This window comes from Paraburkholderia sp. Cpub6, assembly GCF_014201065.1.
GTDB classification, from domain to species: Bacteria; Pseudomonadota; Gammaproteobacteria; order Burkholderiales; family Burkholderiaceae; genus Paraburkholderia; species Paraburkholderia tuberum.
Genome location: NZ_JACHDM010000057.1, coordinates 1 through 12,935, shown reverse-complemented (window position 1 = coordinate 12,935; position 12,935 = coordinate 1). Strand labels below are relative to the sequence as shown.

At 59.4% G+C, this 12,935-nt stretch carries 13 protein-coding genes and 2 pseudogenes; 6 read left to right on the top strand and 9 right to left on the bottom strand.

Translation table 11 applies throughout. The annotated features are described in order from the left end of the window. Positions 1–189 precede the first annotated feature (189 nt). Positions 190–1,113, top strand: coding sequence for a LysR family transcriptional regulator (locus HDG33_RS36085; protein ID WP_184040980.1), 924 nt, complete (start codon positions 190–192; stop codon positions 1,111–1,113). Here the strand turns inward: HDG33_RS36085 and HDG33_RS36080 are convergent. From HDG33_RS36080 to HDG33_RS38540, 3 genes and pseudogenes are all read right to left on the bottom strand, one after another. Beyond that, positions 1,110–2,414, bottom strand: coding sequence for an MFS transporter (locus tag HDG33_RS36080; RefSeq protein WP_184040977.1), 1,305 nt, complete (start codon positions 2,412–2,414; stop codon positions 1,110–1,112). The genes HDG33_RS36085 and HDG33_RS36080 overlap by 4 nt on opposite strands. A gap of 215 nt (positions 2,415–2,629) precedes the next feature. Further along, positions 2,630–2,941, bottom strand: a pseudogene (locus HDG33_RS36075) (methyl-accepting chemotaxis protein); the annotation flags it as partial. Positions 2,942–2,943: 2 nt separating this feature from the next. Next, positions 2,944–3,066: pseudogene (locus HDG33_RS38540) on the bottom strand (diaminopimelate decarboxylase); the annotation flags it as partial. Positions 3,067–3,405: 339 nt separating this feature from the next. Here HDG33_RS38540 and HDG33_RS36070 point away from each other — a divergent pair. Beyond that, positions 3,406–4,467 carry an IS110 family transposase gene (locus HDG33_RS36070; RefSeq protein ID WP_184040974.1) on the top strand — a complete coding sequence of 354 codons (1,062 nt, stop codon included), beginning with the start codon at positions 3,406–3,408 and terminating at the stop codon, positions 4,465–4,467. A gap of 700 nt (positions 4,468–5,167) precedes the next feature. Here HDG33_RS36070 and HDG33_RS36065 read toward each other — a convergent pair. The 5 genes from HDG33_RS36065 to HDG33_RS36045 form a co-directional block, all read right to left on the bottom strand. Then, complete coding sequence (locus HDG33_RS36065; RefSeq protein WP_184040971.1) at positions 5,168–5,350, bottom strand: hypothetical protein; 183 nt, start codon at positions 5,348–5,350, stop codon at positions 5,168–5,170. Positions 5,351–5,758: 408 nt separating this feature from the next. Beyond that, entirely contained in the window at positions 5,759–6,637 is an 879-nt protein-coding gene (locus tag HDG33_RS36060) for a hypothetical protein (protein WP_184040969.1), read from the bottom strand. A gap of 310 nt (positions 6,638–6,947) precedes the next feature. Then, a complete protein-coding gene (locus HDG33_RS36055; RefSeq protein ID WP_184040966.1) occupies positions 6,948–7,373 on the bottom strand; it encodes a PRC-barrel domain-containing protein in 426 nt (141 codons plus the stop codon). Positions 7,374–7,453: 80 nt separating this feature from the next. Then, positions 7,454–8,605 (bottom strand): C1 family peptidase, encoded by a 1,152-nt coding sequence (locus HDG33_RS36050; RefSeq protein ID WP_184040963.1) that lies wholly within the window; start codon positions 8,603–8,605, stop codon positions 7,454–7,456. A gap of 177 nt (positions 8,606–8,782) precedes the next feature. Then, on the bottom strand, positions 8,783–9,079 hold the full coding sequence (locus HDG33_RS36045; RefSeq protein ID WP_184040960.1) for a hypothetical protein: 297 nt from the start codon (positions 9,077–9,079) through the stop codon (positions 8,783–8,785). Between the two features lie 445 nt (positions 9,080–9,524). Here HDG33_RS36045 and HDG33_RS36040 point away from each other — a divergent pair, with 445 nt between their 5' ends. Beyond that, entirely contained in the window at positions 9,525–9,728 is a 204-nt protein-coding gene (locus tag HDG33_RS36040) for a GNAT family N-acetyltransferase (protein WP_184040957.1), read from the top strand. A 157-nt stretch (positions 9,729–9,885) separates the two neighbouring features. On the opposite strand, the gene HDG33_RS36035 is transcribed toward HDG33_RS36040, so the two are convergent. After that, positions 9,886–10,176 carry a hypothetical protein gene (locus HDG33_RS36035; RefSeq protein WP_260330719.1) on the bottom strand — a complete coding sequence of 97 codons (291 nt, stop codon included), beginning with the start codon at positions 10,174–10,176 and terminating at the stop codon, positions 9,886–9,888. Between the two features lie 372 nt (positions 10,177–10,548). Here HDG33_RS36035 and HDG33_RS36030 point away from each other — a divergent pair. The 3 genes from HDG33_RS36030 to HDG33_RS36025 all read left to right on the top strand — a co-directional run bounded on the left by HDG33_RS36030 (position 10,549) and on the right by HDG33_RS36025 (position 12,605). Beyond that, positions 10,549–11,684, top strand: a protein-coding gene (locus HDG33_RS36030; protein WP_184040954.1) for an IS3 family transposase whose coding sequence is annotated in 2 segments (ribosomal slippage) — positions 10,549–10,813 and positions 10,813–11,684 — 1,137 coding nt in all. Because the reading frame shifts where the segments join, the coding sequence is not laid out codon by codon here. Positions 11,685–11,782: 98 nt separating this feature from the next. Further along, positions 11,783–12,046 carry a hypothetical protein gene (locus HDG33_RS37920; RefSeq protein WP_409259125.1) on the top strand — a complete coding sequence of 88 codons (264 nt, stop codon included), beginning with the start codon at positions 11,783–11,785 and terminating at the stop codon, positions 12,044–12,046. A 358-nt stretch (positions 12,047–12,404) separates the two neighbouring features. Then, positions 12,405–12,605, top strand: a complete 201-nt coding sequence (locus HDG33_RS36025) for a DUF2905 domain-containing protein (RefSeq protein WP_184040951.1) — start codon at positions 12,405–12,407, stop codon at positions 12,603–12,605. The last annotated feature ends 330 nt before the right edge of the window (positions 12,606–12,935 follow it).

Genomic DNA, 12,935 nt, shown 5'->3' with positions numbered 1-12,935 from the left:
TCATCGTGAGTCTGTTCCGTAAACTGCCTTCTTCTATAACGTCCTCGGCTACGCCAGCGATGACCACCGAGCTGAATAAATCAGCGTTTCCCTAGTGTGCGAAACTGCGCGATAACTGACTATCGAATTATTTGCATCGCCTTATTTCCTGTGGTTATCGCCTGAGTCTACGGTTGGGGTATCGTCGAAATGATTGCGCCTGCAAGCACCATTCGCAAACGCCTGCGCTTACGTCATCTGCAATTGATGACGGCGCTTTCAGAAACGGAATCGCTTCGCGGTGCGGCCGACGAGCTCGCTATGACGCAGCCCGCCGCGACCAAAGCGTTGAAGGAGCTGGAAGATACGATCGGCGTCGCGCTCTTCGTGCGTCACGCGCGCGGCATGGAACCGACCATTTACGGCGAAGCGGTGATGCGCTATGCGCGGGTCGTGTTCGAGGATCTCGACGAGTTGCGTGAGGAGCTTGCGGCAATCGAGGCGGGGGGCATTGGCAAGGTGCGTATCGGTGCGGTCATGGCGCCCGCGCCCGACTTGCTGACGAAGGTGATCGTGCAGTTGAAGAGCGCGCATCCGCGTCTGCATATCACTGTGCAGATCGATACGAGCGACGTGCTCGTGCAGGCGTTGCAGCAGGATCAGCTCGATATTGTCGTCGGGCGCATTCCGTATGGATTTCCCGCGCTGGACCTGAGTTTCGAGACCTTGTCGGAAGAAGCGTTGACGATCGTCGCGCGCCCCGATCATCCGGCGACGAACATGCATGCCAAGCCGAAGCTCGCGGATCTCGCGGCCTTTCCGTGGATCGTGCAGCCGCATCCGAGCCCGATGCGGCAAATCATCGATCAGACGTTTCGCGAATCGCGCGTGGCGCCGCCAGAGAGCACGGTCGAGACTTCATCGATACTCACCACGCTTTCGCTTCTGCGCGATTCGGACATGCTCGCCGTGTTGCCGAGTTCGGTCGCTGACTATTACGTGACGCTCGACACGATCGCTTCATTGGCGACGCCGTTGCGCGGACGGCTTGCACCGTATGGCCTCATCTTGCGTAAGAACCGGCGCATCAGTCCCGCGACGCAACTCGTGATCGACGCGATCCGGCCGGCTTAGGTTCGACGCAATTCACGCGTGCCATCGAACGAATCTGATTCTTCCTGCTCGCGATCGAGCGCAATATCGGGCCGCATGAAAAACGTCATCACGATTCCCACTGCAAGCAAGCACAGCGATCCGCCGAAGGGCAGCGTCCAGCTTCCGGTCTTATCGACGATATAACCGAACACGATGGGCGAAAAAATCCCAGCGATGGCAGAACCCGCGTTGACGAGTCCGCTCGCAATGCCCACGTGTTTGGGCGTAATGTCCATCGGCACGGCCCAGATCGGCCCGATGGTCATTTCGAGGAAGAAGAACGACAGGCTCATCGAAGCGGCCATGATCGGCAGCGATTTCACGAACATGACCGGCGCCAGGAAAATCAGCGCGCCGAGAAACGCGACGATGATCATGTTGCGCCGCGCCGCTACCACGTTGCCGGTGCGTTTGAGAATGCGATCCGACAGCGCGCCGCCCGCTGTATTACCGACTACGCCTGACAGAAACACGCCCGCTGAAAAGAGCGCCGAACTCTTGAGATCGAGCCCGCGTCCATGCATGAAGAACGTCGGCAGCCACGTAAAGAACAGCCAGCCGGTCCAGCCATAACAGAAGTAGACGATCATCGTCGGACCGATACGCTTGATGAGCCGCGCCCACGGCGTGCGCTCGCGCGTCTTCTCCACGGCCACCTTGTTTTCAGGCGGTAACTCCGCTTCTTCCGCCGCCGTCATATGCCGATGCAATCGCGGGTTATCCGCGAAATACCACGCATACACGACAACCCACACGGCCGTCAGTGCGCCCACCAGAACGAACGACGCGCGCCACGAAGCCACCGCGACCAACACCGCGATCAACGGCGGAGTGAGCGCATTGCCTAGGCGCGAGAATGAATGCGTAAGCCCCTGCACGAAGCCGCGCTTGCCCACCGGATACCAGTTGACGAGCGCGCGTGCCTGCGCGGGCAACGCCGCGCCTTCGCCGACGCCGAGCAACATGCGCGCGCAAAAGAGTGATACGACGCCGCCCGCGAAGCCCGTTGCTATGGTCGCGACGATCCAGATCGACGCGCACACGATCAGCGTCGTCTTTGCGCCGAAGCGGTCGCTGACCCATCCGCCGATCACCTGGCAGATCGCATACGTGTAGGCAAACGCGCCGAACACGAGGCCGATATCGGTATTGCTGAGATGAAGATCGTCGCGAATCAGACCCGCTGCGGCGGACAGATTCACGCGGTCAAGATACATGATGAAGGACATCGCGCACATAAGCGCGAGGACCGAGCGTGTGACCCTTGGGCGATGCAGCATATCCGTGTCTCCTCCGATGCTTGTGCGCTGTAGCGCGCGCTTAGTTCGCCGGGCGGACCGTTTATCGATCCGACGCACGAAGTCTGGAGAATTCAGCGATAGCCGTCTATTGAATTCACCTCATGAGGTGATTACCTGAAGTTATGTCTGCAAATGCACCGCGGCCCGCGTTCTCAACGAAAACGCGGGCCGCCTTCAAACCAGACCAAAGGCGCTTAAGCCGCTACGCGCATGCCTTCATCGTGCAGACGGAAGGTTTCGACTGCGGTGCGCAACGTCGCCGTCTGATCTTCCAGCGATTGCGCCGCGGCCGCCGCTTCTTCCACGAGCGCCGCGTTCTGTTGCGTCACTTCGTCCATCTGCGTGACGGCTCGCGCCACTTGTTCGATACCGCTGCTTTGTTCTTCCGATGCCGCTGCGGTCTCGCCCATGATGTCCGTCACGCGTTGCACAGCTTTGCTGATGTCGTTCATCGTGCGGCCCGCTTCATCGACGAGCGCGGCGCCCGATTGCACGCGTTCGACGGAGTATCGGCGGCGATGTCTCCCTCGCAGTAAGGCACGGGCAAACCACCCCCGGCAGAAATCGCCTCGATGTCATGTCCATGACGCCCGACCACATCAACCATGGTTCCACATACGCGAGACAGATGGTCCCCGGCGGATTCCGCCGGTGGATGCAACACACTGAAGACTGCGCCAGCAGTGGGAGTGTTGCAGATGAAACGGCGACGCCGGACTTATTACAGCAGGTTGTCGAGTTCGTCCTCTGCTACGGTCTTCTGCTCAAAGCGGGGTAGGGCTTCAGGCACGCGGCGACATCGGGCAAAGGTCGGCCACAAGCCGCCGGTCGAGGTCGCCATCCCATTTGAATAGCCAAGGTCTCGTCCACCCCCACTCAATGAATTAGTAAGGACCTCCCCGATCCCAGCATAGGCACCCATCGGTGCCATCATGGCTGGTGCTACACAACCTTCCGGGAGGGGGAAATCATGGAAACGATTACTCGTGTCGGCGTGGATCTGGCGAAGAACGTCATGCAAATTCATGCAGTCGACGGCATGGAACACGTCGTGGTCCGCAAAGCCGTTCGCCGTGAGCACTTCCTCAGCTGGTTCGCCAATCTGCAGCCCTGCCTCGTCGCCATGGAAGCGTGCAGTGCCGCACATTACTGGGCCCGTAGACTGCGCGCGCTCGGACATCAGGTACGGCTCCTTCCCCCGCAATTTGTCGCGCCCTACCGCAAAGGTGGCGCCCAGACAAAAAACGATGCACAGGATGCCGAAGCTGTCTGTGAGGCTGCGGGTCGCCCCAACATGCGCTTCGTGCCTGTGAAGTCATCCGCCCAGCAGAGCGTGCTGGTGCTCCACCGCATGCGCACCGGATTCGTCGAGGAGCGTACCGCACTCGTGAACCGGTTGCGAGGGCTGCTGGGCGAGTTCGGTGTCTTCCTGCCCCAAGGCATCAACCAGTTGCGCAAACACCTCGTTGAGCACATTGAGGACGGCAACAACGAACTCAACGGTCAGGCCCGTCAGGCTCTCATGCGTGGCTGGGCCCAATGGCAGACGCTGGACGACGAGATTTCGTGGCTGGATCGACAGATCGGCGACCACGCCAAGCACGACTCCCAGGCACAGCGTTGCATGGAGCTGTGCGGAGTCGGGACGGTCACCGCTTCGGCCGCCGTGGCCACCATCGTTGACGCAGCACAATTCAAGAACGGCAGGCAGATGGCCGCGTGGCTCGGCCTCGTGCCCAAGCAAAATAGCAGCGGCGGCAAGCAGCGGCTCGGGCGCATAACCAGACAGGGTAACGACTATCTGCGCAGTCTACTGTTCCAGGGCGCGCGCTCCGCGGTCCTCACCGCGCCCCGACGCAACGACCGGCTCTCCCGCTGGATCGTTCAGTTGCAGGCGCGCGTGGGCTACTCCCGAACCCTCGTTGCCGTGGCCAACAAGCACGCCCGCGTCCTGTGGGCGGTGCTCGCCAGGGGCGAACGTTTCGATCCATCGCACGCGCCCGCCCGCCATGGCGGGGTGGCGAGCGCGTAAGCCCCGAACCCTGAAACGCCACGCCCACAGCAATTTCACTTCCAACTCGAGGACCCAACAGGCAAGGATAGCGACAGGTCAGACCGGCAGCAGGCGAACTCGAAAACCGGCAAGGCGATGCGCCCAGTGCAAATGCCGCTCAATGAATGGAGTCCTGCTGCGCGGTTATTATCCGGGCCCGGGCGCAGCAACGCCAGCGCGCCCAGCGAGGCCGTTTATAGGCATGCAGTCTGTCTCGCCGCCATTCCTGCCAGATACGTCCCCTCTCACGACAAAGGAGACTTGTTCGATCATCCGCTAAACCAATCTTGCTAAATCGGGGAGGTCCTTATAGGCCGGTTTCCGGCGAGCAAATTGGCGGTGGCAGTGCCTCAACCCGGCCAACTCCCGCCATTCGACCTTAGGTGCAGGAAGACATTCGAATGTCGGTACCACCCAAAAAAACAGCCTCTCAGTCTGGGGAAGATCGGCGCCGCTTCTCGGCCTTATGCGAAAGGGTGAGCCGACCAGAACGAGACGGAGGGCTGCCCGCACAAGAAAAGCCCGCAAGGGATCGCAGGCTGTGGGACAGTCATTCGCGGTTGCGGGCCGTACGAATGGCGCTGGTAACTATAGGCCTCGTGGCGTGCACGCCCTTCATTTGGGGCTGACCGAGTCGCACGCACTCTGTACGACGGCGTCATACGCACTGCTCGAATGATCAGCGACGCGGTAACTCACCACCTTTTTCATTGCGGATGAAAACTTCGGTAAGCAGGTTGCCAACATAGCCGTTGAAACTGTTTTTCGCATTGACTATCGGGTACACGCGATAACCGAACACAGCAGGCGCTCCAGGTGCGGTTCGCGTCCATCCCGACGATGATTCATTCAGATATTGCACCACGGCGCTCGAAGGTTCATTTAGCATTGTCTGCCGATAGGCATCGATCAGGCTTTGTAGTCGTCAGGGTACGTGCCGTAGGTCGCTGCCTCCGGCGTGTTCTTGTCGCACATCGGCGCAACCCGTGAGCACGCCTGCGATCAATACCGCTGCGCTCGCGGCCCTCAGCTTCGTTTTCATCACTTCACCTACGCGACAGGTTTTTCATACGGCTTCTTATCTCTTGTCTGTACTTTTTGTGGCGCCAGTATAGCCAGAGCAAAGGGGCGAGTGCCTCTAATCGAGGAGCTAGACCTTCGTTGTTAGAGACTTCCACTCTTTACTCCTTGCCGGTCTCCCGGCGCATTGACAAGTTTATTACGCTCTACGGTTCTGATCGGGACTGGATTGCAGTGGACCCGTCAGGCCCTAAAAGCCAGGAGGGGGCGGCAAGGGTAGGCCGGGTGGGGGGGGCAGCGATGGCAGGGATGGCGGGGACGACAGGGACGGAGGGGACGGAGGGGACGGAGGGCGCGACAGGGACGGACGGGACGGCAGGGACGGCAGGGACGGCAGGGACGGAGGGGACGGCAGCTTTGGCAACCCACCTACGGGCGGCTTGAGCATATCGATAACGGATTTCAGCTTTTGGGCGATGGCCTCGGTGACCGCCTTTTTCGCTTCGTCCGCGAGCGCCTCGCACACGGCACGGATGATCTCGGGCGGAGTGGCGCCGCTTGTGGTCGCGCCGATATTGACGAGATGCAGCGGAGGTAGCGGTACCGTAAGCGCGCCTCCGGGCAGGTGAATGTCAAGTGAGAGTGTGCCGCCCATGACGGTGAGGTTGCGGATGATGACCTTGCGCGCGTTGCTGCCGGCCTGGATGGCGGCCGGGGTGGCGGAATAGGCTTGGGCTTTGTTCTTGATGGTCTCCAGGTTGCTGGTGGCGGTGGGACTTTGCGCCTCGTAAGTAATCTGCGGTGCGATGACTGTGGCGGAATCAACGATGACAGGGCCGCCGCCGAGAAGTGAGCCGCTCTCCACATGCAAGGCGATACGGTCCACCACTACGGCGTAGGGCGAAGAGAAACCAGTGGGGTTGCCCACGGTAAGTCCATCAAGCGCGCCCACGCCGGTTAAGGGCGAGAATTCGACGCTACCCACGAGCACCTGCGTCTGGGTCGCAAGCGCGCCTTCCGTCTCGATGGCGGACTTGATGGATGGTTCGAACCGGGCGAGCAGGGTCCACAGCGCAACAGCGGCGACGGCGAGCAGGGTGGCAATGGCAAGTCCAAGGGTTTTTTGCATGGTGTTGGGTGATCCATGAAAGGCGGTGGCCTTTCCTGACGCGCGGCCGTGTTGATCAGCAGTCGCCAATATTGACTACATAAGTGGCTTGGAAATGGAAAAATGGGAATGCGGTCTGAAGGGGCTTTGTTCGGATGGGGCTACTCTGCAATACCCCCATCCGAACAGCGCGGGGGCAGGGTGTTGAGTGCGCAGCGCAAGGGGGACTGAAGGGGCAAGCGGTTGAGCGCGAAGCTCGAGTCCGGCGATAGGTCGTTGCGACTGACCTTGCCAGCCGCAACGACCTCAGCTTAGGACTGTTGAAAACAGGTCACTCTGCCTGAACCTTCTTCGGCTTAGGCGGCGATTGCACCTTCGCGTACTGGAACTCAGGCGTTGCCTTCAGGGCGTCCCTGGTGGCGCCCGGCAGATATAGATTGCCGCCGCGCACGTCGAGTGCGGCGATGGGCACCGCTACATCATGCGTGGCGACGCCGAGGAAGCCGCCTGTAGCGACGATGGCCGCCGACACGGAGCCGTCCGGGGCCACGATCAGATCTTTGACCGCGCCGATTTTTTCGTTCTGGTCGTTGTAGACCGATTTGCCCAGCACGCTCTTCTTGACGCTCCATCCCTGCAAAAGCGCCTGGGACTGCTGAATAGTGACGCTCAGAGTCTGTGTGCCGGCGACCTGTGCGTGCGCATCGATACAAGCTGCAAGTGCCACTGCTACCAATACTGCCTTGTGCAAAGCCATATCGTTCACTCCATGGTTAGATTCGGTTTCTGGCACGTTCTTCGGCCCCCAATAGTGTAAGTTGATACCGTTTCGCTCTACTAATCGGCGCTGTCGATCCGAACCAGCGCTTGTGCGTCCAGCAAGCTGTGTTGCAGCCATTCGTAAGTGACGTAGGCCAGCCCGCCGTCGCCCCAGCCCGATGACCAGGAGTTCTTAATGATGAAATATCCGCCGCCCGCGACCTGATCGCTGTCCTTGTAGCCGACGACCAGAATTTCGTGACCGCACAGGCTGGTCCCGCAGCTGTCCGCCTTGATGACCCACGACACGACGCCGCCCTTGTACGTCGCAACCTGGAAATCGAAGTTCGCGTTGATGGACATGACCACAGGGTAGCCGCGATACAGCGCTTGCTTGATCCGGCCAATGGACGCATAGAGCTTGTGCGCCGTGGGCGTCCGAAATCCTGAGGAACTCGCTGCGGTAGAATCCTGCTGCCGGGTATCGCTGCCGCCACCCTGCGCCTCGGTAGGCGAGCAGGTGGCATTGGGATAGTTGCGGTTGTAGTTGGTGCAATACTTGTCATCGCCATTGTATGGCCAGGATTTCTCCGGAACGAACTTGGTCTTGTTGTCGACGAATGCAGCGATGGTGTCGTACGGGTCGAGTCCGGCGTTGTTCCAAGAGTTGGTCAGTCGCTTTCCCTGGAAGTACGTGTTCTGTTCCGACAGTTTAGTACTGTTCTGCTGCCTCGAGAGCAGCAATTCCGTTGCGGCGTTCAGGGAGAACGCTACGCACGTGCCCCGTTCGCTCTGATCTTTGATACCGCTCCTCAGGGATTCGAGATTCGTGATAAGAGCGCTGTGGCCCACCCCCAAGGAGTCCGAATCGACCGTGTCACAACCTTCCAGACCACTCGGGCAACTGTTCTTGCTCGCCTGGGTCAGCCGCACCTTGTAGTCGCCGAAGAGTTGGATCATCGAGTCGGAGACCGCGATGTTGGAAGCAAGGTCCTTTCCCACGTCCTGGTAGCTGATCACCTGACGGGTGACGCTGGACAGGTCGGCCTCATAGCGGGTGTCGCTTCTCGCGTCGCCGTAGCTCGGCGCATAGAAGCCGGTATCTGACGAACTGTTGCTGCTACTGTTTCCACTGCTGCTACTGTTTCCACTGCTGCCACCGCTCCCGCCGCCCCCACAAGCTTGAAGCGAAAAGAGAATGACGAGCAGGGTTACACGGGCAAGTTTCATGAGATTTTCTTGTCGGCGCCGGCGCGACAGGGCTGCCGCGAAAAAAAAGACGCGATGTTTTGACGAACCCGCTTTGGCTCAAAGCGACCTGCGCGGTCAGACCGGGGACCATTTTGGCGTAAAGCGCAATTGCATCCGGTATGGCCTTACATTACAGCCGCCACCAAAACCGGACTATCACAGGGACGTCAGGAACGCCTGTACGGTGGGATATACCAGCATCGCGTTTAGCGTTGCCTGGATATGCGGGCGCATAGTGATGCCTTCAGGATCGGGTGCGTACACCTTGGCAACGGAGTCCGCGTCGCCCCTTACTAGCGCCGCATTGCACCGATCGAATAGCGACGCGATTTTAGATTCGCGCTGATTTGTCGGCATCGCCGCGATTTCGTGATGGACCTGCGGTACGCGGAATTCGCCTGCAAAAACGCCAGTGCTGAAAACAACTGCAGCGGCGATCAGAATCTTCTTCATCTTTGCCTTCACTTCATTTAAATGGGACGCCGGCGCGGCATCGGGGAACTACGCCCCATTAGTGGCTCTGGTTATGCGCGAACCTCTCAGCTATCGCCAGTTACCCCTGACTGGCAAGCAGCGCCAACATCAACAGAGCGGTTCGGTTGATTTCGGGATCCTGAGATTAATGCCGCCCCAATCGCTCGCCCGCGACGACGAGTGGCGACATTACACCTAAAGTTGATTCAATCGTCAACTTTGATGTTGTTATTTTGTTTTCAGCGGACGCTGAGTCGGTCATGGCGCGAAAGAAGGCGCAGTTGCGGCGCCGCGGAGGACGGTAAATCGGCTATCAGGGGGTGTCGTTGCAGCCGAACTCCCGTAGACCATGTAGCGGCGATAAAGGGCGACCCCCAGCGACCCGATACTCAGCAGCCTGCGCTGGCCCGGCCGGCTGCTGGCCGTGAAAAAGGAAGATGCCTTGGCTAACTATGCGTTTTGCAATTTCGGCGAGAAGCGAGTAGAGGCAATCTGCGACGATCTGAACGCACCAGGCGTTCGGGTCTGTGAACGCACCGGGATGCAACTGGAAGGTGTGTTGCGACAGGAGCGGCGCGCTCCAGATGGTAGTTTGCGGAATGCGCGCATCTATTCAAAGCTAGCTTGACCTCTCGCTGGGCTGGGCGAGTATTGGCCAGTTTGGGACGTTCAATGTTGGCGGCCAATTTGTCGACAATCGGATCGACCCGTTGCCTGCGGACCAGACACGGGAAACGAACGCGATGGAATCAGCCAACATACGAGCCTGACTGGTCTCTCGCCGATTAGCCGAGATCGGGAATTCCAGCCCTAGCGAGTCGGGTCGAGCGCATCTTTACGTATTCCGGGTCAGACAACAGCCCGGGAGAGAGTTGACGCCAATTCAGCTCGGAAGGCGACCCAAGATAAAGGATGGCGTCGAGCTGATCTTGCATCACTGGAGATCGTGTCGGATCAACGTAGATTTCCACCATGGCATCGCCGTCCTTGGCGAACATCGGAGCGGATAATACGATCGGAAGCTTGCTTATCCGAGTGGTGTGCCTCGGATGAACGCAAGACTTGGCTTGTGCCATGACGAGGCTTCGGACTGTAGAGTCGCCAGATCAACAAACACCGGCACCCAAACAGAATAGACTTCAGTGCCTTAGCTTGGCTCGCGTTCGGCCATGAAGCGTCATTCGATCGTATCGTTGCTCGGACACTCCGCCGGGGAAGCGGCCATTTAATTCACAAGGATGTGTGTTGCTGCATCGGCTTGAACTGCTATTTGCCGATTGGCAGGCTCGCCTTCGCGTTGGTGAGCCGGGCGAACACTACTGAATTATCGAAGATTGCCGCAACGTCAGGCTCGTTCAGATAGAGGTGGCCGCGCAAATTCGGACAGTCGGATAAGTGGAACGCTCGGGGTCTGAGCCTGGCATAATGCCGGCAAAGGAACCTGGAAGATGACGAAAAGAAGCCGACGGACGCACTCAGCCGCGTTCAAAGCGAAAGTGGCGATGGCGGCGGTCAAGGGTGAGCGGACGCTAGCTGAACTGGCGCAGCAGTTCGATGTGCACCCGAACCAGATCACCGAATGGAAGCGGCAGTTGCAGGAACGTGCCGCGGATGTGTTTGGCGCAGGCGGCACGGCGTCGAGCGAGCCGCAAGTCGATTTGAAGGAGCTACATGCGAAGATCGGCCAGCTCACGCTGGAAAACGATTTTTTAAGCGGCGCGCTCAACAAAGCGGGATTGCTGAGCGCAAAGCGATGATCGATCGTACGCATGTATTGCCGGTTTCGCAGCAGGCGCGACTCGTCGGTATCGCAAGATCGAGCGTGTATTACCGAGCGCAACCGGTGAGCGAGGCAGACCAGTTGCTGATGCGCCGGATCGATGAACTGCACATGGAGTTTCCGTTTGCCGGAGCGCGGATGCTGGCGCGACTGCTGCGTCGCGAGGGACACGAGATTGGCCGCAGGCGCGTGCGCACGCTGATGAAGCGCATGGGTATCGAGGCGCTGTACTGCAAGCCGAACACGAGCCGACGCAATGCGCAGCACAAGATCTGGCCGTATCTGCTGCGGGACATGACGATCAATCGGGCAAACCAGGTCTGGGCACTGGATACGAGTTATATCCCGATGGCGCGCGGCTTCGTGTATCTGACCGCCGTGGTGGACTGGGCCAGCCGGAAGGTACTGGCCCACCGCGTAGCGATCACGATGGAGGCGATGCACGCTGTCGAGGCGTTGGAAGAAGCGTTCGCGAAGTACGGGCAACCTGAGATCGTCAATACCGACCAGGGCAGCCAGTTCACCGCGACAGTGTTCACCGAGGCCGTGCTCAGCCGGGGCATCAGCTTGTCCATGGACGGCAAAGGTGCCTGGCGTGACAACGTGTTCGTCGAGCGCGTGTGGCGAAGCGTGAAATATGAAGAGGTGTATCTGAAAGCCTATGAATCGGTGGGCCACGCCCGGCGCTCAATCGGCGATTACATCAATCTGTACAACCAGAGACGACCTCATTCGAGTCTGGAAGACCGCACGCCGGATGAGGCATACTTCGCAACGCTGCCTGCGATCAAATTGGCAGCATGACCGCCCCGGACGTTCCACTTACAAATCTCAGAAGACTGTCCGAACGAGTGAGGCCACATCTATCCGACGTCCTGTCACACAAATCCGGGACTCACTTTATGCGTCGAGACTACTTTTCTGTTTGCCTGGCCACCGTCACGATGACATACTTGCTAAGCGCTTGCGCGGCCTCGCCGCCCGACATCCCGTCACCCGTTGTCGGTTCAGATCGCGATGCACATGGTTGTATTGGTTCGGCTGGGTATTCTTGGTGTGAATCCACGCACCAATGCGAACGTCCTTGGGAACTCGCCAGGCAGAAGGGTTTCGCGGTCTCCGCAGAACAGTTTGCTCACTACTGCACGGTTGGATCAGCCGATTAATCAATGACTTCAATGCGCGGACGCGTCAACAATGCCCTCTGGCGCAGCGTGCAGCTCGATAGAATCGGCTTGGCCCCGCTTGTCCGCACTGGCAGATTTTCTGATGTGCCGGCAGGACGCTGTGTCGCATCCCCGTCTCAAGGCGGCCATTGGGCCGACGGACAATCGAACGGCAGAGCAGGATCGGCTATGGTCCCCCGCCTAGGGCAATTGGCGGCAGAAAGCGTTGTCGAGAGTCCTTCGTGTCGCCCAGGAACAGATATTCGTCGACGCGGTGGCTCAAAATTCAATCGGCGCGGATACTCCGCCTGCGTGGGGCTATGATGACCACGTCGGCTGCCGTGAGTGACGACGCCCCATGAACCGTTTCCTGATCGTTATTGGCACACTGTGCATTCTTGCCGGCCTCGGATGGCATTGGCTCGCGCGCATCCCGTTCGGCCGACTGCCCGGCGACGTCCATATCGTCCGCGACGGATTCAACTTTCACTTCCCGATCGTCACGTGCATCGTGCTTTCGGTCGTGGTGTCCGTGCTGTTGTGGTTCTTGCGGCGTTGAGCGCGGCTCCGCGTCGCAGCACACAATGGCGACGAACTGTAGGCGCAAATCGGTCGGAAAGCTTGATCAGGAGCCGATCGCAAGTTCACACGTGTCGACGAGTTTTTGCCCTGGTGCGTTGCCGACAGATTGCGCCAAGCGAACTGACCCACCAAACCAAACCGTTTGACAGTCGCGACTCGTGTCGGATGGCCGTTGTGCCCTTGGAAGCTGCCGTTTAGGTCGCGGCATGTCGAAGGGCCGTTGTGGGTCCAGCCTGTGTGAAAACACATTGATCGCCTAAACTGAATCAACGCGCTGAGACCGGGTGACTCATGAAGCGATTCGTTG